This window comes from Streptomyces sp. OR43, assembly GCF_008042275.1.
Classification (GTDB): domain Bacteria; phylum Actinomycetota; class Actinomycetes; order Streptomycetales; family Streptomycetaceae; genus Streptomyces.
Map to the genome: position 1 here is coordinate 545,473 of NZ_RDBK01000043.1, position 22,575 is coordinate 568,047.

A 22,575-nucleotide genomic window follows, 5' to 3' on the forward strand; every position below is an offset into this window, starting at 1 on the left:
TCAAGGGCAATCACACCGGCAGGACGGACATTCCGCTGCTCGACTCGGGGCGGGGAAACGGATCGTCCGGATTTCCATCATCGCGTACCTTCGCGTGAGGCAACCTGGTGGGCCGCCCCGGCGTCCCACAGACCACAGACGAATCCGAGCAGTCGAGGGGCGCCGAAACGGCACCCCGGGCGAACCGCGACCGCATCGCACCGTACGGTTGAACGCCCGCCGTCGGCCGCATGAACACATGATGGAGAACTTCCGGATGCCGCATGCCACCACCGCGCCAGTGCCGCGCCACCGGCCCCGCTGGTGGACCGAGCTCCCGCTCCTGGCCCTGGTGTACGGGGCGTACTCGGGCGGCAGACTCCTGGTCCGGGGCGACGTGTCCACCGCCGTCGACCACGGGCTGAGCATCCTGGATCTCGAGAAGGCGCTCTTCCTCAACGCCGAGCACCCGCTCAACCGGCTGTTCACCGCGCACCCCTTGATAGGCATACCCGCGGACTTCGCCTACGCCTCCCTGCACTACCTCGTCACCCCGGCCGTCCTGATCTGGATGTTCCGCCGCCACTCGGCCGCCTACCGCCGGGCCAGGACCTGGCTGATGACCTCCACGATGCTCGGCCTCATCGGCTTCACGCTGATGCCGACCTGCCCGCCGCGGCTGCTGGCCGCCGGACACGGATTCGTCGACACGATGGCCCAGTACAGCTCGTACGGCTGGTGGGGCACCGAGGCGAGCGCGCCGCGCGGCATGGGCGGCATGACCAACCAGTACGCGGCGATGCCGAGCCTGCACGTCGGCTGGGCGCTCTGGTGCGGCATCCTCCTGTGGCGCCACGGCAGGCATCCGCTCCTGCGCGCCGCCGGAATCGCCTACCCGCTGATCACCGTCATCGTGGTGATGGGCACCGCCAACCACTACTTCCTGGACGCTGTCGCGGGAGCCGCCGTGATGGGCGTCGGGGCGCTGCTGGCCAGGCCCGTCCTGCGCCTCGCCGACCGGGTCAAGGGTGCGGTCCAGGCCCGTTTCGCACAGGTGTCTCCCACCGTGAAGTCCACGGATGTCAGTGCCGGATGCAAGACTTCCGCGGGTGAGCGAATCCCCGGCCAGCGGACCTCCTCCGCAGATCCCACCGATGCAGCAGCACCGGCCGGCCCACCTGCCCCGGCCGATGTCCCGGCCTCCGCGGGAAGAGCCGCAGGCGGTGACGCTGCGAAGGCGGCTCGCTGAGCTGAGGGGCCCGGCCGTCGCGCCCCGTCCGCTGGACGCCCGCGCGCTGGCCGCCCTGGCCGCCAACCCCGGCTGCAAGCGGCGCGCCCTGCTCGACGGGGCGGGGGTCGACAAGGGCGCGCTCGCCACCGCGCTCGGTTCACCGGCCGCCTTCGGCCAGTCCCAGTTCGCCTTCATGCGGGGCAACGCCTTCGAGGCCCGCGTCAAGGCCGACGGCGGTACGGAGCTGATGCGCCTGCTGCACCAGGGGTTCGGCGAGCCCGGCGAACCGCCGGCGGACGTCTCCGTACCCGATCTTTCGGCCGCCGGTCCCGAGGGCCGGGCCGCCCGCACCGCGCTCGCGCTGCGCGAGGCGACCGGGTCGGGCGGCTGGGCGCTGCTCGACCACCCGATGCTGGCCCTGGAGGTGGCGGGTTCGCCCGCCTACCTGGAGCCGGACGCGGTGGTGGTCCACCCCGACGGCACCTGGACGGTCGTCGAGATCAAGTCCTTCCCCATGATCGACGGCTCCGCCGACGCGGCGAAGGTGGGCGCGGCCGCCCGCCAGTCCGCCGTGTACGTCCTGGCCCTGGAGCGGGTCGCGGCGGCGACGGACGGCGCGGAGGTCGGCCACCGGGTACTGCTGGTCTGCCCGAAGGACTTCTCCAACCTGCCGACCGCGTCCGTCGTCGACGTGCGCAAGCAGCGCGCGGTCACCAGCCGCCAGCTGACCCGCCTCACCCGCATCGAGGACATCGCCGCGGCGCTGCCCGAGGGCACCACCTTCGACCCGGAGTGCTCTCCCGAGGAGCTGGACACCGCGGTCGAGTCCGTCACGGCGGCGTACGCACCTGAGTGCCTGGCCGCCTGTGAGCTGGCCTTCCACTGCCGGGCCAAGGCCCGCGCCGCCGGTGCCGTCGAGGCGCTCGGGCGGAGCGTGCGGGGCGAGCTCGGCGGACTGACCACGGTCCCCGGGGTCCTCGCGGCGGCCGCCGGCAAGGAGGGCGATCCGGCGGACCCGACGGTCGCCGCGCTGCTCCGGGCGGCCGCGCTGCGCGCCGAGGCGCTGGAGGGCAGTACCCCATGTCGCTGATCGGCACCCTGGCCCGGCTGGAGGCGGTGGAGAGCGGCCGCGCGCAGCCGATGGCCACCGTCCGCCACCGCCGCCTCGGCGACCGGCCGCTCGTGCTCGTACCGCTCACCACGGCGGGCGAGGCCGGCGCCCCGCTCGGCGCGCTCGTCGGGACGGACCGGGACGCGCCCCGGCTGCTGGCCGTGGCCCAGCCGCGCGACCGGGACCTGCGGTTCGCGTTCCTCGCCGAGCTGGCCGAGGCGGTCCTGCCGTACATCGAGTCGTACGCCGACGTGATCGAGCCCGCCGAGCGCAGCGAGACCGACCCCAGCACGGGCAAGAAGGTCAAGGTCGAGACCGAGCTGTGCACGGACGCGGCGCAGCTGATCGTGCCGAGCCGGGCCGGTATCGAGTTCGTCCGGCTGCTGGGCCGCTCGATGCGGTTCCGGCGTACCGCCGAGGACGATCCGGACACCCCGTATCCGGCGCCCGCCCGTGTTCCGCTGCTGGGCCGCTGGCTGACGCACTACGGGGAGCGGGCCCGCGTGCCGGGTTCGTCGCTGCTGCTGGCCGGCACCGATCTGCTGAACCGGCACTGGGCGACCGGTCAGTCCTCCCTGGAGGACCAGCACCTGGGCGCGCTGCTCGCCTGGATCGACCCGCCGGCGGGTGAGTGCGGTGCCGAGGCCGCGCTCCGTGCCGAGCTGGCCAGGGACGCCGGGGGCCAGTTGCTCTGCCCGCCGGCCGGACCGGCCACCGACCCGGACTTCGACAACCGGCTGCTGGCCCCGGCGATCGAGAAGTACGACCGGGCCCGCACCTCGCTGGCCGCCGCCGAGGACGGCCTGGCGGCCGATGCCCGGCTCGCCGAACTGACCGCGGCGGAGCGGGAGATCCGGAAGCTGCTGGCCGGTGTGCTGCGGCCGACCTGGGACGCGGTGTGGCAGGGCCTGGACCTGCTGCGGGAGCTGCCCGAAGGATCCCGGGTGGAGGACCGCTGGACCCGCGACCGCTGGTCGTTCACCGGCCACCGCGACCGGGTGCGGGCCGGTGAGCCGCCGCAGCCGCGCCGGGACGACGCGGTGACGGCGGCCCGCAAGCTGGCGGCGCGGGAGACGGCGCAGGCGCAGCTGGAGGCCCAGGAGGCGCTGGACGATCCGCTGGTGCTGGCCGGCCGGCGGCTGGCGGGCGAGGCGTTCCTCGGCGAGGTGACGGCGGTGGAGATGGCGTACAGCGAGTCCAAGCGCCCGTCCCCGCGCCCGCTGGTCACGGTCCGCACGGCGGAGCAGCCGCATCTGGGCGAGCGCGTGAAGGTCTACCGCTCGCTGGACGGCAAGCCGCAGACCGCCGAGTTCGCGGGTTACGGCCCGGAGGACGGCCCGGCTCCCGCGCTGGTGCTGCGGATCACCGACCGGATGGGCCGCGGCAAGGAGCCCGCCCCGGGTTCGGTGCCCGAGCCCGGTGACGTCATCGCCTGGACGCTCTTCGAGCACGACCAGCGCGGCGGCCCGCAGTTGCCGGACGCGGAGGAGACCCCGTGGACCCACGGCGGTCCGCCGGGCGGCGTGGCGGCCGTCGAACACCCCGACCCCGTGACCACGGAGGACCTGTTGTGACGGCCGTATTCGACCCGGGCGCGGCGGCGGGCCTGGCCACCGCCCGGATCCTGGACGACACACTGAACGGCTCGGCCCGCGGCATCGTGGTGGACTCCCCGCCGGGTGCCGGGAAGTCGACCCTGGTGGTGCGTGCGGCGCTGGAGCTGGCCGCCGCCGGTCGCCCGCTGATGGTCGTCGCGCAGACGAACGCCCAGGTGGACGACCTGGTGCTCCGGCTCGCCGAGAAGGCCCCCGGCCTGCCGGTCGGCCGGCTGCACAGCAACGACTCCGATCCGTACGACAAGGCGCTGGACGGCCTGGCGAACGTACGGAAGTCGGCGAAGGCGGCGGATCTGGCCGGCCTCGACGTCGTCATCTCGACGGCGGCCAAGTGGGCACATGTGAAGAACGTCGAGCCGTGGGGCCATGCGATCGTCGACGAGGCGTACCAGATGCGCTCGGACGCGCTGCTGGCCGTGGCCGGGCTCTTCGAGCGGGCGCTGTTCGTCGGCGATCCGGGCCAGCTGGACCCGTTCTCGATCGTCGGCGCGGACCAGTGGGCGGGGCTGAGCTACGACCCGTCGGCCAGCGCGGTGACCACGCTGCTCGCGCACAACCCGGAGCTGCCGCAGCACCGGCTGCCGGTCTCCTGGCGGCTGCCGGCCTCGGCGGCGCCGCTGGTGTCGGACGCGTTCTACCCGTACACCCCGTTCCGCAGCGGCACGGACCACGGTGACCGGCTGCTGTCGTTCGGCGTCGCGTCCGACGGATCGGCGGCGGACCGGGTGCTGGACGAGGCGGCGGAGTCGGGCTGGGGTCTGCTGGAGCTCCCGGCCCGGCACACCCCGCGCACCGACCCGGAGGCGGTAGGGGCGGTGGCCCTGGTGGTGCGCCGGCTGCTGGACCGGGGCGGCGCGGCGACCAGCGAGCGTTCCCCGGACCCGGCCCCGGTGACGGCGGACCGGGTCGCGGTCGGTACGGCCCATCGCGACCAGGCGGCGGCGGTGCGGGCGGCGCTCGCCGAGCTGGGTGTCACCGGGGTGGCGGTGGACACGGCGAACCGGCTCCAGGGCCGTGAGTTCGACGTCACGGTGGTGCTGCACCCGCTGTCGGGCCGACCGGACGCCACGGCGTTCCATCTGGAGACGGGCCGGCTGTGCGTGCTGGCCTCCCGCCACCGCCACGCCTGCGTCGTGGTGTGCCGTGAGGGCGTCTCGGACCTGCTGGACGAGCACCCGTCGACGGAGCCGGTCCAGCTGGGCGTGACCGTGAAGTTCCCGGACGGCTGGGAGGCCAACCACGCCGTCCTGGCGCATCTCGCGGAACACCGGGTGCGCTGGGGACGTTGACGGCGGGGGCGTGCGGGGGCACGACGGATCACGGGCGGACGGGCGCGCACCCCTGAAAGCGCCCTTGCGGCGGGCTGGACAATAGAGGGTGGCCGTCGGGCCCACCGGAGGAGGAAGAACCACATGCCACAACCCGAGCGGAACGAGCAGCAGCGGCTGCGCCCCGCACCCCTGCTCTTCGAGCCGTCGGCCGCGGTCGCCGATCCTGAGCACTTCTTCGACCTGGAGTCGATGGAGGATCCGAAGGAGCTGCTGAGCCGCGCCACGGAGCTGACACTGGCCTTCCGTGCCGCGACGGACCGGGCGGTCGAGTTCCAGGCGATCGCGGCGGCGCAGCTGGCGGATCCCCGCCGGTTCGACCGGCTGACGACCGCGGACATCGCGCAGCGGGCGGAGTGGACCGAGGACTATGCGGTGAAGATGGTCGAGTTCGGCCGCAGCCTGCTGAACGAGCCGAGGCCGTAGGCCCTTTCGGGCGTCGGGACGGTCCTGGCGCCGAGCCCGTCGCGGTCCGTGCGGCGGGTCCCGCGATCACTCCGGGTCCAACCGTTGGCATATGCCAGGTGCGCAAGATACTCCTCGCCACCCCACCCTGTCCCGATTTCCGATAACTTTCGGAATCCGGGTGATCACTCCGGGTAGACCTGTGCATATGACCGCATGGCTGCCAGACGAAACGACCCTGCATCACGGCAACGGGCCCCACCCCGCCGGTGAGGACGCCGACATCTTCGCTGTCCTGCGCGAGCAGGCCGGGAATCAGGCGGCCCAGGTGACCGCGGCGGGCGCCGCCTGGCTGGCCGGGGCGGCGGCCTATCCGCGCAGCACCCTGGCCCAGTGGGAGTCGCACCCCTCCGCGCCCGGCGTCCTGCCGTGCGGTTCCGCCTTCGACGTGGTGAACGTGCCCACGCTCTTCGGCCGGCGCATGCTGGAGCATCTGTGGGCCGACGGCCCGGGCTCCGGACCGGTCGCCACGCACCGCGGCCGGATGCTGCTGTTCGCCTCCCCCGGCACGGCCCAGCGGCTGCCCTCGCTGCTGGACTGGGAGGAGTGGGGGTCCGGTCCGGGAACGCGGTGCGCGGGGGACCCGCAGGAGCCGCAGGACGGTGGCCCGCGCGTGCCCCCGCTGCTCTGTCACGGCGCCGGCGACGCGGTGACGGTCCCGCCGCTGACCTGCGGCCCGTCCGCTTCCGGGCCTCGCTGGGTGGTCGCCCCCGACACCCGCAACCCGTGGCTCCCGGGGCCGGACGTCCTGCTCTGGGCCTGTGTCCGGGTAGCCCGGTCGGTGCCGTCTCCGGCGCCTCGGATTTCGATTTTTCCTCCCACGGATCAGGGTGCTAAGGTCTACGACGTCAGCAGGCGCCGCTAGCTCAGTTGGTTAGAGCAGCTGACTCTTAATCAGCGGGTCCGGGGTTCGAGTCCCTGGCGGCGCACAGACGGAAGAAGCCCCCTCGCGAGAGCGAGGGGGCTTCTTCGTTGTCGCCCCGCACTCATGTCCCCGTGGTGATCCGGACCGTCCACGCGCCCGAAGGCGTCCGGTCGGCAACCTCGACCGTGGTGTGGCCGCCGGGCACGGAGTAGGTCTCGCCGACCCTCAGCGGGGCGTCCGCGAGCGGCGGGTAGACGGAGCGGTCCCAGCAGGCGTCCGTGTCGGGGTGGGTGTCGAGGACGTCGACCGGGCCGCCGCCGGAGGCCGTCTCGTTGCGGATCCGGTAGAGCAGGACGCCCTCGGTACAGGTGGCCCTGTCGTTGCCGGTGGCGCTGCGGGCCTCGATGGCCACGGCGCTGCCCTCGCCGGTCCTGATCACGGCCAGCCGGGTCCCGATGGAGGCGCCGGGCACGGGGACGGCCGCCATCGGTTCCAGGGTGACGACCCGGTCGCTCTGGATGCAGGTCACCTGCCGGTCGTCGAGCCAGCCCAGCTTCCACTTGTGCCAGCCGAAGAGGTCCGGCGAGAGACCGAACTGGCTGCCCATGACGTCCCAGTCGCCGACGTACGTGTCCCAGTCGCCCTTGCCGTCCGAGGGCCGGTGGTAGAGGTCGGGCAGGTCGAAGACGTGTCCGGTCTCGTGGGCGAGGACGTTGTGGTCGGGCGGGTGCTGTTCGAAGACGGTGACGACGCGCTTGATGTCCTTGCCGTCGGCGTGCAGCGGGCGGTCGAAGTTGACGACCTTGGTGGCGTCGGAGTCGACACCCGGGGCGTCGGGGTCGGCGACCAGGTAGACGATGTCGTACTTCGAGAAGTCGACGGCGGGGTCGGCCGCGTCGATCGCGTCGCGCAGATAGGCGCTGCGCCGGTCGTTGTCCCAGTCGCGCTGTATCCCGTACCAGACCGACGGCTTGGGCATCCGGATCCACTGGCGCTGGGGGTGCGGGCGCAGGGTGAACTTTCCGTACGAGGCGCGCTGGAAGAACTGGGTGGTGGCGGGGAAGTGGTCGGCGGCGAGTTCGGCGGGGGTCGTGGCCGGCCGGGCGTCCGGGAAGGAAAGAAAGACCATGACCGCGTCGAGGGTGTGGTCGGGGCGTGGATAGGAGCCGTTCCAGCTGTCCACGCCGAGCGAGTGGTGGACGTCGGTCCGGGGCAGCGCGCAGGGGGCCGCCTCTCCGGAAGCGGCCACGGCGGGGCCCGCGACCAGGGAAGTGGCGGCGAGTGCGAGGAGGGAGATCAGCCCGGCCGCCACCGCGCGGGGGCTGGGTCTCTCCACCCCTCCGGGCCCTTGCTGACGCGGCACATCTACCTCCGGTGCGGGGTGCGGACTCCGGGACCCTCCTGACCACCTTGTGGCGTTTCATGAGGTACGTCCTGTTGGGCTGCACCAGTCGGGTCAGCGACCGAACTCCGCACAGGTTTCACGGACAGTCACAATCGATCACCGAAGCTCCGGGACAGACCAGAACCGCGCAGAAACAATCAGTCGCGGGCAAACCGGGTCGCCCCGCGAATGGCTCAAGGACGGCGGACGCGGGGTCCGTAACCGTCGGGGCGCTGGAACGGCCGAGGCGCCAGCCTCTATGCTTCACCTCGCTATCCTGCGCGGTTCCCGCCCCTGACGACGGCGCTCCACGCGGCGGGCCAGTCCGACCAGAGGCGTCCGGGACAGAACTGCACGGCGGGAGCGAACGGTGAGCGGAACCTCCGAAGGGCCCAGGCCCGCGGCAGGCACAGCAGCCCCTTCCCCGCCGCCGGCCCTCACGGAACGTGACGGCATGTGGCCGCCCGCCGGGTCGCCGTCCGAGCTGCACGACTACCGGGCCGCGTTCAGGGCCGCCACCCTCCCGATGGCCGTCGTCGACCACGAGGGCCTCATCGTCACCGCCAACGAGGCCCTGGCCGCGCTGGCCGGTGTCGGAGCGGCGGCGCTGACCGCCCAGTCCGCGTCCGACCTGGTCGATCTCGCCGCGGACGGCCGCACCTGGCACGCGTACCGCGAGGTGCTGCACGGCCGGCGCTCCCGCTTCCGCTGCACGCGCCGGCTCAAGCACCCCGACGGGCGCTCGCTGTGGGCCGAGATCACCGTCGTACCGATGACCGCGGCCCCCGAGCAGGGCGGCGGAGCCGCGCCCCGCCAGGTCCTGCTCTCCGTCGCCGACGTCAGCGACCGGCGCGAGCTCCAGAAGCGGCTGCACCACCTCCAGATGCACGACCCGGTGACCCGGCTGCCCAACCGGACGCTGTTCTTCGAGCGGCTCTCGGCGGTCCTGGAGACGGTCCCGTACCAGGACGACAGCATGCCCGGACGGGGCCGGATCGGACTCGTCTACCTCGACCTGGACGGCTTCAAGGCCGTCAACGACACCCTGGGCCACCGGGTCGGCGACCGGCTGCTGGCCGCCGTCGCCGCCCGGCTCACGGACTGCGCCGAGCAGGAGGGCCCGCATCCCACGGGCGCCCATCTGGTGGCGCGCCTGGGCGGGGACGAGTTCGCGATCCTGGTCGAGGAGTCCACCGGTACGCAGCAGCTGACCGACCTCGCCCGCACGGTGCTCGCCGCGTTGCAGCAGCCCTTCGACCTGGCCGGTCAGCGGCTCTCGGTGTCGGCGTCGATCGGCGTGGTGGAGCGGCCCGTCGCGGGCACCTCGGCCACGGGTCTGATGCAGGCGGCGGACACGACGCTGTACTGGGCGAAGGCGGACGGCAAGGCCCGCTGGACCCTCTTCGACCCCGAACGCAACGCGCACCGGATGACCCGTCAGGCCCTGTCGTCCAATCTCCGCCCGGCGGTCGAACGCGGCGAGTTCACCATCGAGTACCAGCCACTTGTGTGCATGGCCGACGGGGTCGTACGGGGGGTGGAGGCGCTGGTGCGCTGGAACCACCCACAGTTCGGCATGCTCTCGCCGAATCGGTTCGTCGCGATCGCCGAGGAGGACGGCTCGATCGTGCAGCTCGGCCGCTGGGTGCTGCGGTCGGCCTGCCGGCAGGCCAGACGGTGGCAGCTGGACCACCCCGACGAGCCGCCGCTGTTCATCAGCGTCAACGTCGCCGTGCGCCAGGTCTGGGACTCCGACCTGGTGACCGATGTCGCGGAGATCCTCGCGGAGACGGGCCTGGACCCGGGGCTGCTGCAACTGGAGCTGACGGAGTCCGCGGTGATGGGGTCGGCGGGCCGGCCGCTTCAGGCCCTCCAGGCGCTCAGCGACATGGGCGTCCGGATCGCCATCGACGACTTCGGGACCGGCTACTCCAACCTCGCCTATCTGAGCCGCCTGCCGGTCTCCGTCCTGAAGCTCGACGGCGCCTTCGTGCGCGGTTTCCGGTACGAGGACGGTACGCATCCCAGCCCCGCCGACGAGACGATCGTCGAGGCCATGGTCCAGCTGGCCCACCGCCTGGGCCTGACCGTCACCGCGGAGTGCGTGGAGACGGCCGGCCAGGCGGAGCGGCTGCGCCGGATCGGCTGCGACACCGGGCAGGGCTGGCTCTACTCCCGCGCGGTCGCCCCGGAACGCATCGCCGAACTGCTCGGCGCCAGGGCTTTGAAGGCCTGACGCCGCACGGGGCCGACGGGCCCCCGGAGGCCGGCCGGGTCAGCCGGCGGCCTGTCAGGCTCCCGGCAGGCCGTACGCGTCCGCGATGAGGCCGTAGCTGCGCAGCCGGGCCTCGCCGCCGTGGGCGTTGGCGGTGATCATCAGTTCGTCGGCGCCGGTGCGCTTGGCCAGGTCGTCGAGGCCGGTACGGACCTCGTCCGCGGTGCCGTGGACGATGTTGACGAGCCAGCTGTCGACGAACTCCCGCTCCATCGGGGTGAAGGCGTACGCCTCCGCCTCCTCGGGCGTCGGGACCAGGCCGGGGCGGCCGGAGCGCAGGCGGAGCATCGACAGCGCGCCGGTCAGCACCTGGCGGCGGGCCTCCCGCTCGTCGTCCGCGGCCAGGGCGGCGACGCCGATCAGGGCGTACGGGGCGTCCAGCACGGCGGACGGCTTGAAGGACTCGCGGTACAGCTCCAGGGCCGGAATGGTGTTCTGGGCCGAGAAGTGGTGGGCGAAGGCGAAGGGCAGGCCGAGCATGCCGGCCAGCCGGGCGCTGAATCCGGAGGAGCCGAGCAGCCACAGCGGCGGGCGGCCCGGCGACTGGACGCCGCCCTCGGAGGTGGCCTGGACGGGGCCGGGGACCGCGTGGATGCGGGCGTAGGGGTGGCCGTCGGGGAAGTCGTCGTCCAGGAAGCGCGTCAGCTCCATGAGCTGCTGCGGGAAGTCGTCCGCGCCTTCGTTGAGCCGCTCGGTGCGGCGCAGGGCGGCGGCGGTCGCGCCGTCGGTGCCGGGGGCGCGGCCGAGACCGAGGTCGACCCGGCCGGGGGCCATGGCCTCCAGGGTGCCGAACTGCTCGGCGATGACGAGCGGGGCGTGGTTGGGCAGCATGACGCCGCCGGAGCCGAGCCGGATGCGCTCGGTGTGGGCGGCGGTGTGGGCCAGGATCACGGCCGGCGAGGACGAGGCGACGCCGGGCATGGAGTGGTGCTCGGCGACCCAGTAGCGGTGGAAGCCGCGGCGTTCGGCGAGCTGGGCGATCTCGACACCGGTGCGCAGGGCCTGGGTCGCCGTGCGGCCCTGGCCCACGGTGACGAGGTCAAGGACCGAGAGGGGCACGGGTGCCGTCCCCTCCGCCTTGCCACGGATCTCGTCGCCTCGAATCTCGTCCACGTCCTGGCCTCTCCGGTGGTGCGTCTGGTCCGGACACATACAACAGGAGGTGGACTCCGCTTATTCCCGCTGGCGGTCGGCGGGGCCCGGTTCAGGACCGCTTGCCGTGCGCATAGGCGCGTCCGCTGCCCCATTCCACCGGGGCGGGCGGCGATTCGCGGGCTTCGAAGAGGGCGCCGAGCCGGGGCGACCAGGCGGGGCGGTCGGCCAGCCGCAGCGCCTCGCGGGCAGCCACCTGGTTGGCGGTGAGGACGGGTTTGCCGAGGAACTCCTCCAGGGCGGGGAGGTGGCTGACCGTGTGCAGGGCCGTGTCCGGCAGCAGGACGGCGTCCGCCTCGGGGCGGTCGGCCGCGGCGGCCAGCTCCTTCAGCCGGTCGAGCCCCCAGCCCGCGGCCTCGGCGGCGCCGGTCACGCCCGCCGCGTGGGTGGCGACCACCTCCATGCCCGTGGACCGGAGGAAGGCGGTGAACCGCGCGGCGACGGCCTCGGGATAGGTCGCGGCGACCGCGACCCGGTTCGCGCCCAGCTTCTTCACGGCGTGGACGAAGCCGATGGACGTGCTGGAGGCCGGCACGCCCGCCGCCCGCGCCACGGCCATGACCTGGTCGTGGGCGCCCTGCGGCCCGTACAGGAAGCTGCCGCCGTCGCACGCCCAGACGACGGACTGGACCCCGGAGCGCTGGAGCTCCTCGACCCCGGCGGCGAGCCGGCCCGGGGTGCCGAGCTCGCGCAGGGCGTCCTCGCGATAGGCGTCGTCGGGGCTCTCCGTGTGGCGGACGACGAGCCTGATGGTGCTGTCGAGCAGGATCTCCATGCGCGGGTAGTCGTCCTCCGCGAAGTGGCCCGGGTAGAGGAATCCGACGGTCGTCATGTCCACCCTTCCTGTTACCGCTTACCGCGTGCACTGCCTGTACTGCGTCGTTTGCTGCTTCTCCTACCAGTATTCCCCCATCCGCCCCGGTCACCGCTCCGGCCTGTTGACGGGGTGGGGTGCGACTGCGAGCGTGGTGCGTCCGCGGCCCCAGCCGAAGCCAGCCGACGCGGAGGAACCGCCCCCATGCCGGAGCCCGTCCTGCTCGTCCTGGACGCCGATCCGCCGCCCCGTCTCGGCGCGCTGACCGGGAGGGTGCGGGTCCTGCACACCGACGCCGCGGGCCTGGCCGGAGCGCTCCCGCGGGCCGACGTCCTGCTGGTCTGGGACTTCGCCTCGGACGCCGTCCGGACCGCCTGGCCGGGCGGCGGGCCGCGCCCGGCCTGGGTGCACACCGCGAGCGCGGGGGTCGACCGGTTGCTCTGCCCGGAGCTGGCGGAGAGCGACACGGTGGTGACCAACGCGCGGGGCGTCTTCGAGCAGCCGATGGCCGAGTACGTGGCGGGCCTCGTGCTGGCCTTCGCCAAGGACCTCCCCGGCACGCTGGAGCTCCAGCGGCGCCACCGGTGGGGCCACCGCGAGACGGCCCGGGTCGCGGGCTCGCGTGCGGTGGTCGTCGGTGCCGGTCCGGTCGGGCGGGAGATCACCCGGCTGCTGATGGCGCTGGGCGTCGAGGTGGCGCTGGTGGGCCGCACGGCCCGGCGCACGATCCATGGCGCCGGGGATCTGGACCGGCTGACCGCCCGGGCGGACTGGGTGATCTGCGCGGCGCCACTGACCCCGCGGACGTACGGGATGTTCGACAGCAGGTTCTTCGGGCTGATGCAGCCCTCGGCCCGGTTCATCAACGTGGGGCGCGGCCCGATGGTGGTCGAGGACGATCTCGTCCGCGCGCTGCGCAGCCGGTGGATCGCGGGGGCGGCGCTCGACGTGTTCGGGCGCGAGCCGCTCGGACCGGACAGCCCGTTGTGGGAGGTGCCCGGACTGATCGTGTCGCCGCACATGAGCGGCGACACGGTGGGGTGGCGGGACCGGCTGGGCGAGCAGTTCGTCGCGATGTACGAACGCTGGGAGGCCGGGGAGCCGTTGCCGAACGTGGTGGACAAGCGGCTCGGTCACATCCCGAGCCCGGACACGGAAGGGTGATCCCAACCCGGGCCGCCCGCGCCCCACTTCGCCACCTCATGACGGACATCTGCGGATAACTCACCGTCATTCACCTTGCCACGCAAGGAAATACACACCGCTCACGAACCGTCGCACTCCGCCCATGTTCGGACACGGGAAGGTCACCCTCCGGCCACCGTTCGGTTACATGCGACCTCTTCCTGCATAGACGTACGGGATCGGGCAGGCGTCAACCCTGTCCGGACTGTTCGACCCTCCAGGAGATTGCGAACCATGGCTGACTTCCCGAACCTGTCCCGCCGGGGCTTTCTCAACCGATCGGCAGCCGTGGGCGGTCTGCTCGTCGTCCCCGGCCTGCTCACCGCGTGCAGCAAGACCGGTGCCGACTCGGCGGACGGCGAAGGAGCGCTCGACAAGCTGCGCAAGCAGGGCTTCGTCCGGGTCGCGTACGCCGACGAGGCCCCGTACGGCTACATGGAGGGCAAGCAGCTCAAGGGCGAGGCGCCCGCCCTGCACCGGGAGATCTTCAAGGCGCTGGGGGTGGACGAGCTGCGCCCCACGCTCTCCGAGTGGGACGGGCTGATCCCGGGCCTTCAGGCCGGCAAGTACGACGTGGTCAGCGCCGGGATGGCGATCACACCCGAGCGCTGCGCCAACGCCCTCTTCTCGGAGCCCGAGTTCATCTCACCGACCGCGCTGATGGTGAAGAAGGGCAACCCGAAGAAGGTCACCGACCTCGCCTCCGCCAAGGCCGCCGGAATCACCGTCGGCGTGATGGCGGGCGCCGTCGAGGGCTCGTACGCCGAGGGTGCGGGGATAGCCAAGGACAAGATCAAGTCGCTGCAGAAGCCGCAGGACGGCGCGGACGCCGTCAAGGGCGGCCGGGTCGACGCCTTCCTGCTGACCGGGATCTCGCTGCGCTGGCTGGCCAAGACCAACCCCGAGACCGAGGTCACCGAGGCGTTCCTGCCTGAGCTCGACGGGGTGAAGCAGTACAGCCCGGGCGGCGCCGTGTTCCGCAAGGGCAACGAGGAGCTGCGGGACGCGTTCAACCGCGAGCTGAAGAAGATCGTCTCCGACAAGTCCCGCTATGTGGAGCTGCTGCGGGACTACGGTTTCGGGGCCACCGAGATTCCGCCGGCCACGCTGAAGACGGCCGATCTGTGCAAGGGCTGACAGGGACGGAACCCACCGCATGAATGATTTCTTCTCGGCCTTCGCCGACGATCTCCCACAACTGCGCTCGGGCTTGTGGGTGACCCTGGAGGCCACCGTCCTGGGCGCCCTGCTGGCGCTGTTCCTGTCGTTCGTCCTCGGCCTGATGTCGATCAGCCGGCAGCTGGTGGCGCGGGGCGTCTCACGCGTGGTCGTGGAGTTCTTCCGCGGCACCTCGCTGTACGTCCAGCTGTTCTGGCTCTACTACGCGATGCCGCCGCTGACGGGGTACGAACTGTCCCCGCTGCTCTGCGGCGTCGTCGCGTTCGGCCTCAACTACGGGGCCTACGGCGCCGAGGTGGTGCGCGGAGCCATCAACTCCGTACCGCGCGCCCAGTACGAGGCGGCGGTCGCGCTGAACATGACGCCGCTGCACCGGATGCGCAAGGTGATCCTGCCGCAGGCGTGGGTGCAGATGATCCCGTCCTTCACCAACCTCTTCATCCAGTTGCTGAAGTGCACGCCGCTTCTGTGGCTGATCTCGGCGGCCGACCTCATGACCGCGATCGAGAAGCTGCGCAGCCGTACGGGTGAGACCCTCACCGCGTATCTGACCCTGCTGGCCTGCTACTTCGTGCTGGCCTACGCGCTGACCCTGCTGATGAACCTGCTGGAGCGCTCCGCCAAGCGGCGGCTCGGCCTGGCGGCCGGCGGGGGCAGTCTGCTGAAGTCCCGCAGCGCGGTGACGGCCCCGGCCGCGGGAGGTGCCCGGTGAACGAGGGATTCGACTGGAACGCGGCCGGCGACGCGCTGCCGCTGATCCTCCAGGGGTTCAAGGTCACCCTGCTGGCCACGGTGCTGGGGACGCTGGTCGCCGCGGTGCTCGGGCTGGCGATCGCGGTGGCCGGCCGGGCCCCGAGCCGGTTCGTGACCGTGCCGGTGAAGGTGGTGATGGAGTTCATCCGCTCCACCCCGCTGCTGGTCCAGCTGGTCGGCGCGGCCGCGCTGTTCACTTCGGTGGAGCCGCTGACCATCGGCATCGTGGTGCTGGGCATCCACTACGCCACGTACACCTCGGAGGTGTACCGCGCCGGGATCGACGGGGTGCCGAAGGGCCAGTGGGAGGCCTGCCGGGCCCTGTCGATGACGCCCCGGCGGACCTGGCAGGCCGTGATCCTGCCGCAGGCGGTGCGCAACGTACTGCCCGCACTCGGGAACTACGCGATCTCGATGTTCAAGGAGACCCCGTTCCTCGCCGTGATCACGGTGCAGGAGATGGTCTTCGAAGCCCGTAAGTACGGGGGTGACCACTTCGCCTACACCGAGGTGTTCACACTTGCCGGACTGGTGTTCCTGGTCGCGAGCTACCCCACGTCACTCCTGATGAGGAAGCTGGAGAAGCGCCTTGGCCACTGAACCCCTCCCCCTGCAGAAGACCGCGGCCGCGGCCCCCGCGGACGCCGTCGCGGTCCCGGCCCCCCGGGACTCCGGACACCCGCTGGTCCGCTTCGACAAGGTCGTCAAGCGGTACGGGGACCATGTCGTCCTCGACCAGCTGGACTTCACGGTCGAGCGCGGCGAGCACGTCACCCTGATCGGGCCCAGCGGCTCGGGCAAGACCACGATCCTGCGGCTGCTCATGACGCTGGAGAAGGTCAGCGACGGCGTGATCCGGATCAACGGCGATCCGCTGACCCACATGCAGGCGGCGGACGGCTCGCTGAAGCCGGCCTCCGAGAAGCATCTGCGCGAGGCGCGGAAGAAGATCGGGATGGTCTTCCAGCAGTTCAACCTCTTCCCGAACATGAAGGTGCTGCAGAACATCACCGAGGCTCCGGTCAACGTCCTCGGCATGGACCGCGACAAGGCGGAGACCCGGGCCCGGGAGCTGCTCGACCTCGTCGGACTGTCCGCGAAGGTCGACGCGCATCCGTCCCAGCTCTCCGGTGGCCAGCAGCAGCGGGTCGCGATCGCCCGGGCGCTCGCGATGGAGCCGGAGATCCTGCTCCTGGACGAGGTGACGTCCGCGCTGGACCCGGAGCTGGTGGCCGGGGTGCTGGAGCTGCTGGGCGACATCGCGAGGAACACCGACATCACCATGCTGTGTGTGACCCACGAGATGAATTTCGCCCGGGACGTGTCGGAGAAGGTACTGATGTTCGACGCGGGACGGGTCGTGGAGTCGGGTTCGCCGGAAAAAATCTTCTCCGATCCCGAACACGAACGTACTCGCGAATTCCTCAACGCGGTGCTGTGACCTCGGCATCCGTCGATCGTCTTTGACTCTGGCATATGCCATACGGGTGCGCCCCAGATGACAGCGCCGGGGCGCACCGGCCAGTAGTCAACAGCCGCCCCTGAAAGGCCTCTTGGCGGCTATCGTGGTGGCAGAGCTTGCGGTCACAACCTGGTAGGGGGAAACCGTGGCGTTGAAGCCCGAACCGACCGCACCGTTCCATTCGGTGCAGTACGCCCTGCGTGTTCTCGAAGCGGTCTCCAAGCACGGCAACGGTGTGACGGACACCCAGATCGCCCGGGAGACGGGACTGCCCGTCGGGCATCTCGCCTCCCTGCTGCTGACGCTGCGCCGCGAGGGGTACGTCGAGCAGATCACCGACGGCGCCTACGTCACCGGCTCCTCGCTGCTGCTCCTCGGCTCGGGCCCGGCCCGCCGGCAGGCCCTGGAGGCCAAGCTCCAGCAGACGCTGGTCCAGCTGCGGGACTCGGTGGGCGCGGCGGTCTACATCAGCCGGTACGTGGACGGCGAGATCCGGGTCACCCAGTACGCCGACGGCCCGCAAACGCCCGCGGTCAACGAGTGGGTCGACTTCCGCTCGGCGGCGCACGCCTCGGCGATCGGCAAGTGCCTGCTGACCCAGCTCGACCAGAACGGGCGGCGCGACCATCTCTCGCGGCACAAGATCGCCCGGCTGACCTCGCGGACGATCACGAGCGAACGGGTCCTGTTCTCCAAGCTGGACAGCCAGCCGGCGACGGTGCCCGTGCTCGACCTCCAGGAGTACGCGGTCGGCACGGTGTGCGCCGCGGTGCCGCTGACGGCCGGGGCGTCGGCGGGATGCCTGGCGTTGTCGCTGCCGGTCGAGGACGCGCATCGCTTGCGCGCGGCGGCGGACGCGCTGAACCGGCGGGCGGCGCCGGTGCTTCTGTCGCTGGCGCTGTAGCCGGTACGTCTGTCGTTGGCTGTAGGCGGACCGCCCCGCCCCGCGCCGCCCTCACCGCCCGACCGGCTCGGTTGCGCCGGGGGGCTCCGCGTCAGGCGGCCCGGCAGAACCCGGTGGCGTCGGCCGGGGTCAGGCCGCCCGCGTCCGCCGCACGCGCGGGACGTCCGGCGGCCGCGACCGTCGGCCTGCTCCGCGCGAAGACGACGAGGCGCAGCACCGCGAACCGTGCGACACCGGCCAGCGCGGAGGCGGACAGATAGACGGCCTGCTCCAGCACGGCCCCCGGCGCGTCGACCAGCCGCTGGAGCGCGAACATCGCCACGCAGGTCACCCCGTACGCCGCCGCGGCCGACCCGGCCGACTGCCCGTGCTGCCGCCAGGTCGCACGGCCACCCGCACCGAAGGTGAAACGGGCGTGCAGCTCCGTGGCCAGAAGAGTGGACACCACGGTGATCAGGGCATTGGCCAGCGCCCACGGCATCCAGGAGGCGGAGGCCGCGACGGCAAAGCTGGAAGCGATCCCCACCCCACCACCGCAGAGCACGAAGCGAGCGAAGGCCGCGAGGGCGCCGGAGGCCGCCGACTGCTGCTGCTGCTGCTGTATGGCCTGCATGACGCGTCCCCCTTGACAGCCCGCCCACCGCACCTGAAGCGAGAGCCCTTGGCTCCGCACGCCGAGGGCGGATTTTGTAGTGGTGCCATGATGGCACACCAATGACGCCATTGCGAGGCACCTATGGCACCCCATGGCACCTGTAGTGGCGTCACGATGCGACCGGGATCACAAACGCGCAGGTCACCAGGGATGCACAGGCGTGTCATCAGCACCCCTGGAGACCAGGTATTATTTTCGAGTCAGCACGCGCCGCTAGCTCAGTTGGTTAGAGCAGCTGACTCTTAATCAGCGGGTCCGGGGTTCGAGTCCCTGGCGGCGCACAGACACCACACGAGGCGGTCTCCGTTSAACGGAGACCGCCTCGTGTGTTTTGTGCTGCCCGCGGTCATGTACAAACGTTTTACACATTCGTACTAGACACTTGTTTTAAACGCTCGTATATTCCCTGGCATGACGAACCCTACGAGCACCGAAGCCCGTCCCGGCGATCTCGCCGGGCGTCGGGAGTGGACCGCCTTCGTGGTCCTGCTCCTTCCTCTCCTCCTCGTCTCGATGGACGTGTCCGTCCTCTTCTTCGCGATCCCCTCCATCGACCGGGACCTCGCGCCCAGCGCCACCCAGCAGCTCTGGATCTTCGACGTGTACGCCTTCGCGCTCGCCGGTCTCCTCATCACGATGGGCTCGCTCGGTGACCGGATCGGCCGGCGAAAGCTCCTGCTGTTCGGCGCGGTCGCCTTCAGTACGGCGTCGGTCGGCGCCGCCTACGCCACCAGCCCGGAGATGCTCATCGCGGCCCGTGCGCTGCTCGGGATCGGCGGGGCGACCCTGATGCCGTCGACCATGGGCCTGGTGCGGAACATGTTCCGCGACGCAAGGCAGCGCGGCCGGGCCATCGGGATCTGGTCCGGCGCCATGGCGGGTGGGATCGCGCTGGGTTCGGTACTCAGCGGCGTCATGCTGGAGCACTTCTGGTGGGGCTCGGTCTTCCTCATCAACGTGCCCGCGATGGTGCTGCTGCTGGTCCTGGTGCCGATCCTGGTGCCGGAGTTCAAGGACCCCGACCCCGGGCGCTTCGACTTCCTGAGCGTGCCGCTGTCCATGGGCGCCGTGCTGCCGGTCGTCTACGGGGTCAAGGAGACGGCCGCCGGGGGGATGGACCTGCGCAACGGCCTGATCATCGCCGCCGGGCTCGTCGTCGGCCGGTTCTTCGTCCGGCGCCAGCGCACCCGCACCGATGCCCTGATCAGCCGGGAGCTGTTCCGTGACCGGAACTTCGCCGCCGGGATCGGGCTGAACGCGCTGGCCTCGTTCGCCATGATGGGCTCGTCCTTCTTCACCACGCAGTACCTGCAGTCGGTGCTCGGGATGAGCACGATGGAGGCCGCGCTGTGGAGCCTGGCCCCGTCCCTGGCGGTCGGCGCGGCCGCGCCGGCGGCCGCCGCGATCGCCCAGCGGACCGAGCGCGCCCGGGTGATCTGCGCGGGCTTCGTCATCGCCGCCGCCGGATTCGGTGTCCTCGCCCTGTCGGGTACGGACTCCCTGGCGATCCTGCTCATCGGCTCGGCCGTGATGAGCTGTGGGATCGTCACCGTGATGGCGCTCGTCTCGGACCTGGCCCTGTCCACCAGCCCGCCGGAGAAGGCCGGCTCTGCAGCTTCGCTGCTGGAGACCGGGCAGGAGTTCGGCGGGGCGATGGGGATGGCGCTGCTGGGTGCGGTGGCGACCGCGGTCTACACCGCGGACATGCCGGACTCCGCCCCGGAGGTGGCCCGCAAGACGCTGCCGGGGGCCCTGTCCACCGGTGACGGCTCACTGATCGCGGTCGGGCGGGACGCCTTCGTCCACAGTATGCAGTACGCCTCGGTGGCCGGCGGGCTGCTCCTGCTGGTGGGGGCCGTGCTGGCGGTGACGCACCTGCGAGGGACGACACCCCCGCAGCCCGCCGCCTCAGAACCCTCCGCCGTGTGAGGACAGCAGGTCATGGCGTCCGTGGTCCTCGTACTCCCGTATCAGCGGGCCCAGTTGTCCCTCCCCGAACGGTTCGTACGCGCCGCCGCCCCCGTTCCACCACAGCGGCCCCCCGGACCAGAACCCCTCGCGGCGCAGCCCGACCCGGTGCACCTTGTTCGTCGCGGTCACCGGCATCGATTCGACGACGCGCACGAACCGGGGGGCCATCTTGGTCCCCAGGTCGGGCTGGTCCCGGAGGAAGGCGGCGAACGCCTCCGGGTCGAACCGCGCGCCGTCGCGCAGCGCCAGCGCCGCCATGACCTGGTCCCCCGCGACCGGGTCGGGCACCGCGTAGACCGCGACGGCCGCCGCGTCGGTCCAGCGGGCCAGGATGTTCTCGATCATCGCGGCGGCCAGGTTCTCGCTGTCGACCCGCAGCCGGTCCTCCGTGCGGCCCGCGAAGTACAGGAAGCCGTCGGGGTCGCGGAAGAAGAGGTCTCCGGTCCAGTACCAGCCGTCGCGCACCCGGGCGGCGTCCGCCGCCTCGTTGCGCCAGTAGCCCTCGAAGGGGGTGCGGCCCCGGTTGACCAGTTCCCCTATGGCGGCTGCCCCGTTGAGCAGGGTTCCGCCGGGACCGAAGACCGCGGCGACCCGCTCCCGGCCGGTCTCGGGGTCGACGACCGCGAGATCGTCGCGGTCCGAGGCCCGGCCGATCGCTCCCGGCGGGGTGTCCGGCGTCCGCTGGATCGCCGCCCCACCCTCCGAGGAGCCGTACCCCTCGACCAGCCGCACCCCGAACCGTTCCCGGAAACGGGCCGCGTCCACAGCGCCCGCCTCGGTGCCGAAGCCGAGCCGCAGCGGGTGCTCACGGTCGTCGGGGCGCTCGGGGGTGGCCAGCAGATACTGCACGGCACGGCCGACATACGTGAAGTACGTGGCGCCGTGCGCGCGTACGTCGTCGAGGAAGCCGGAAGCGGAGAAGCGGCGGCGCAGAGCGACGGACGCTCCGGCGGACAGGGCGGGGGCCCAGTCGGCGATCACCGCGTTGCCGTGGAACATCGGCATGCAGATGTAGTGGACGTCCTCGCCCCGGATCCCGAAGTGGTCGACGAGCGACCGTCCCGCCGCCGCCAGCCGGCCCTGGGTGCAGATCGCGGCCTTGGGCGCACCGGTGGACCCGGAGGTGAAGTAGAGGAGCATCCGGGTCGCGGGGACCGGTCGCTTCAGGACGGTGTCGCCCGGTCGCGCCCCGGCGTAGGGGGCGAGGAGCGCGGCGTACGCGTCGGTGTCGGTGACCAGGACGCGTACCCCCGGCAGCGCGAGACCGTCGAGGAGCGGCAGATGGGCGCGCTCGGTGATCAGCACCCGGCATTCGGTGTGCAGGATGTCGCGGGCCAGTTCGGCACCGCGGCGGGTGGGGTTGATGCCCGCGACGGCGGCCCCGGCCAGGGCCGCCGCGCTCAACCACAGCGGGAATTCAGGGGTGTTGTCGAGCAGCACCCCGAGGTGCGGTTCGCTGCCCGCCGGCAGCAGCTCCGCCAGGAGCGCGGCACGTGCGGCAGCACCCGAGGCGACCTGATGATGAGTGAGGAGGGTTCCCTCATGTCTCAACCCGGGCCGGTGGTCGCCCCATTGGCCCTGAACGAGCTCCGCGACGGTGCCTGCGCTCCCCATGGCGCCGCACGGTAACCGACCAGGCGTCAGAACTGAACATCCGAGCACGAGTAGAACGCGTTGGCCGTGTCGGCGACGTTCCACACGCTGAGGATGATGTGCTTGCCGGTCTTCTGGGTGGGGATGGTGCCCTGCTGGGTCAGGGTCGCCGGGGGCTGCTGGCCGCCGTACGGCACCGTCATGAACGGCTGCGCCTCCAGGTCGGAGCGCTTGAGCGGCTTGGTGGGGTCCCAGCCGTTCTTGGTGATGTAGTAACGGAAGTCCGACGTGGCGTGCCGGGCGGTGAACTGCCAGCGGAAGCTGAAGCCCTGGCCCGCGCTGACCTTCGTGGCGGGCCAGTTGCCGCCGCGCGGGTCGTCGAGCTGGGCGAACTCGCCGTGCCCGGCGGAGCAGATCGCACCGTCGGCGGGTCCGGCCGCCGGGAAGCCCTTGGGGCCCTCGACGCTCTGCGGCTCCCACTGGATGTTGCCGCAGCCCGTCACCGTGCCGTTGGCACACAGCTTCTGACGGCTGATGGGGTTGTCCGTGTAGCCGTGGCTGCTGGCACTGCTGGTCGCGAACATCGAAACGCTCGCCACCGCAAGGCCGACCAGGGCCGCGCCTGTCTTCTTACGCATTGCTGCCGCTCCTCG

At 71.8% G+C, this 22,575-nt stretch carries 20 protein-coding genes and 2 tRNA genes; 16 read left to right on the forward strand and 6 right to left on the reverse strand.

The features are described from left to right. The first annotated feature begins 256 nt into the window (after positions 1 to 256). The 7 genes from EAO72_RS20780 (at position 257) to EAO72_RS20810 (ending at position 6,659) form a co-directional block, all read left to right on the forward strand. Positions 257 to 1,228 carry a phosphatase PAP2 family protein gene (locus EAO72_RS20780; RefSeq protein WP_187285157.1) on the forward strand — a complete coding sequence of 324 codons (972 nt, stop codon included), beginning with the start codon at positions 257 to 259 and terminating at the stop codon, positions 1,226 to 1,228. Further along, positions 1,134 to 2,300 carry a hypothetical protein gene (locus EAO72_RS20785; RefSeq protein ID WP_261991587.1) on the forward strand — a complete coding sequence of 389 codons (1,167 nt, stop codon included), beginning with the start codon at positions 1,134 to 1,136 and terminating at the stop codon, positions 2,298 to 2,300. Before EAO72_RS20780 ends, EAO72_RS20785 begins: the two co-directional genes overlap by 95 nt. Beyond that, a complete protein-coding gene (locus EAO72_RS20790; protein WP_148018830.1) occupies positions 2,291 to 3,895 on the forward strand; it encodes a hypothetical protein in 1,605 nt (534 codons plus the stop codon). The genes EAO72_RS20785 and EAO72_RS20790 overlap by 10 nt, the downstream gene beginning before the upstream one ends. Beyond that, positions 3,892 to 5,226, forward strand: coding sequence for an AAA family ATPase (locus EAO72_RS20795; RefSeq protein WP_148018831.1), 1,335 nt, complete (start codon positions 3,892 to 3,894; stop codon positions 5,224 to 5,226). Before EAO72_RS20790 ends, EAO72_RS20795 begins: the two co-directional genes overlap by 4 nt. 123 nt (positions 5,227 to 5,349) lie before the next feature. Next, positions 5,350 to 5,691, forward strand: coding sequence for a hypothetical protein (locus EAO72_RS20800; RefSeq protein WP_148018832.1), 342 nt, complete (start codon positions 5,350 to 5,352; stop codon positions 5,689 to 5,691). A 187-nt stretch (positions 5,692 to 5,878) separates the two neighbouring features. Further along, positions 5,879 to 6,595, forward strand: coding sequence for a bifunctional DNA primase/polymerase (locus EAO72_RS20805; RefSeq protein WP_148018833.1), 717 nt, complete (start codon positions 5,879 to 5,881; stop codon positions 6,593 to 6,595). Continuing rightward, positions 6,586 to 6,659, forward strand: a tRNA-Lys gene (locus tag EAO72_RS20810). Before EAO72_RS20805 ends, EAO72_RS20810 begins: the two co-directional genes overlap by 10 nt. Positions 6,660 to 6,716: 57 nt before the next feature. On the opposite strand, the gene EAO72_RS20815 is transcribed toward EAO72_RS20810, so the two are convergent. Further along, the gene (locus EAO72_RS20815; protein WP_187285159.1) at positions 6,717 to 7,958 is read right to left on the reverse strand and encodes a M6 family metalloprotease domain-containing protein; all 1,242 of its coding nucleotides are present in this window, start codon (positions 7,956 to 7,958) and stop codon (positions 6,717 to 6,719) included. A gap of 391 nt (positions 7,959 to 8,349) precedes the next feature. Between EAO72_RS20815 and EAO72_RS20820 the strand changes: the two genes are divergently transcribed. Further along, positions 8,350 to 10,215, forward strand: coding sequence for a putative bifunctional diguanylate cyclase/phosphodiesterase (locus tag EAO72_RS20820; RefSeq protein ID WP_148018835.1), 1,866 nt, complete (start codon positions 8,350 to 8,352; stop codon positions 10,213 to 10,215). Between the two features lie 54 nt (positions 10,216 to 10,269). On the opposite strand, the gene EAO72_RS20825 is transcribed toward EAO72_RS20820, so the two are convergent. Then, complete coding sequence (locus EAO72_RS20825) at positions 10,270 to 11,406, reverse strand: LLM class flavin-dependent oxidoreductase (protein WP_410090487.1); 1,137 nt, start codon at positions 11,404 to 11,406, stop codon at positions 10,270 to 10,272. A gap of 52 nt (positions 11,407 to 11,458) precedes the next feature. Continuing rightward, positions 11,459 to 12,238 (reverse strand): maleate cis-trans isomerase family protein, encoded by a 780-nt coding sequence (locus EAO72_RS20830; protein WP_148018837.1) that lies wholly within the window; start codon positions 12,236 to 12,238, stop codon positions 11,459 to 11,461. 186 nt (positions 12,239 to 12,424) lie between these two features. On the opposite strand from EAO72_RS20830, the gene EAO72_RS20835 reads away from it, so the two are divergent. The 6 genes from EAO72_RS20835 (at position 12,425) to EAO72_RS20860 (ending at position 17,703) form a co-directional block, all read left to right on the forward strand. Next, positions 12,425 to 13,384 carry a D-2-hydroxyacid dehydrogenase gene (locus EAO72_RS20835; RefSeq protein WP_148018838.1) on the forward strand — a complete coding sequence of 320 codons (960 nt, stop codon included), beginning with the start codon at positions 12,425 to 12,427 and terminating at the stop codon, positions 13,382 to 13,384. A gap of 255 nt (positions 13,385 to 13,639) precedes the next feature. Beyond that, positions 13,640 to 14,542, forward strand: coding sequence for an ectoine/hydroxyectoine ABC transporter substrate-binding protein EhuB (ehuB, locus tag EAO72_RS20840; protein WP_148018839.1), 903 nt, complete (start codon positions 13,640 to 13,642; stop codon positions 14,540 to 14,542). Positions 14,543 to 14,561: 19 nt separating this feature from the next. Continuing rightward, complete coding sequence (gene ehuC, locus EAO72_RS20845; RefSeq protein WP_148018840.1) at positions 14,562 to 15,296, forward strand: ectoine/hydroxyectoine ABC transporter permease subunit EhuC; 735 nt, start codon at positions 14,562 to 14,564, stop codon at positions 15,294 to 15,296. Continuing rightward, positions 15,293 to 15,937, forward strand: coding sequence for an ectoine/hydroxyectoine ABC transporter permease subunit EhuD (gene ehuD, locus EAO72_RS20850; protein ID WP_148018841.1), 645 nt, complete (start codon positions 15,293 to 15,295; stop codon positions 15,935 to 15,937). The genes ehuC and ehuD overlap by 4 nt, the downstream gene beginning before the upstream one ends. Further along, the gene (gene ehuA / locus EAO72_RS20855) at positions 15,927 to 16,778 is read left to right on the forward strand and encodes an ectoine/hydroxyectoine ABC transporter ATP-binding protein EhuA (protein ID WP_148018842.1); all 852 of its coding nucleotides are present in this window, start codon (positions 15,927 to 15,929) and stop codon (positions 16,776 to 16,778) included. The genes ehuD and ehuA overlap by 11 nt, the downstream gene beginning before the upstream one ends. Before the next feature lie 166 nt (positions 16,779 to 16,944). Continuing rightward, positions 16,945 to 17,703, forward strand: a complete 759-nt coding sequence (locus EAO72_RS20860) for an IclR family transcriptional regulator (protein WP_148018843.1) — start codon at positions 16,945 to 16,947, stop codon at positions 17,701 to 17,703. 91 nt (positions 17,704 to 17,794) lie between these two features. Here EAO72_RS20860 and EAO72_RS20865 read toward each other — a convergent pair whose 3' ends face one another. Beyond that, positions 17,795 to 18,316, reverse strand: coding sequence for a GtrA domain-containing protein (locus tag EAO72_RS20865; RefSeq protein WP_148018844.1), 522 nt, complete (start codon positions 18,314 to 18,316; stop codon positions 17,795 to 17,797). 249 nt (positions 18,317 to 18,565) lie between these two features. Between EAO72_RS20865 and EAO72_RS20870 the strand changes: the two genes are divergently transcribed. Together EAO72_RS20870 and EAO72_RS20875 are read left to right on the forward strand one after the other, a co-directional pair. After that, positions 18,566 to 18,639, forward strand: a tRNA-Lys gene (locus EAO72_RS20870). Positions 18,640 to 18,769: 130 nt separating this feature from the next. Next, complete coding sequence (locus tag EAO72_RS20875) at positions 18,770 to 20,287, forward strand: MFS transporter (RefSeq protein WP_148018845.1); 1,518 nt, start codon at positions 18,770 to 18,772, stop codon at positions 20,285 to 20,287. Here the strand turns inward: EAO72_RS20875 and EAO72_RS20880 are convergent. Further along, the gene (locus tag EAO72_RS20880; RefSeq protein WP_148018846.1) at positions 20,267 to 21,943 is read right to left on the reverse strand and encodes an AMP-binding protein; all 1,677 of its coding nucleotides are present in this window, start codon (positions 21,941 to 21,943) and stop codon (positions 20,267 to 20,269) included. The two genes, EAO72_RS20875 and EAO72_RS20880, sit on opposite strands and share 21 nt — an antisense overlap. Positions 21,944 to 21,969: 26 nt before the next feature. Further along, complete coding sequence (locus EAO72_RS20885; RefSeq protein WP_148018847.1) at positions 21,970 to 22,560, reverse strand: lytic polysaccharide monooxygenase auxiliary activity family 9 protein; 591 nt, start codon at positions 22,558 to 22,560, stop codon at positions 21,970 to 21,972. Positions 22,561 to 22,575 lie beyond the last annotated feature (15 nt).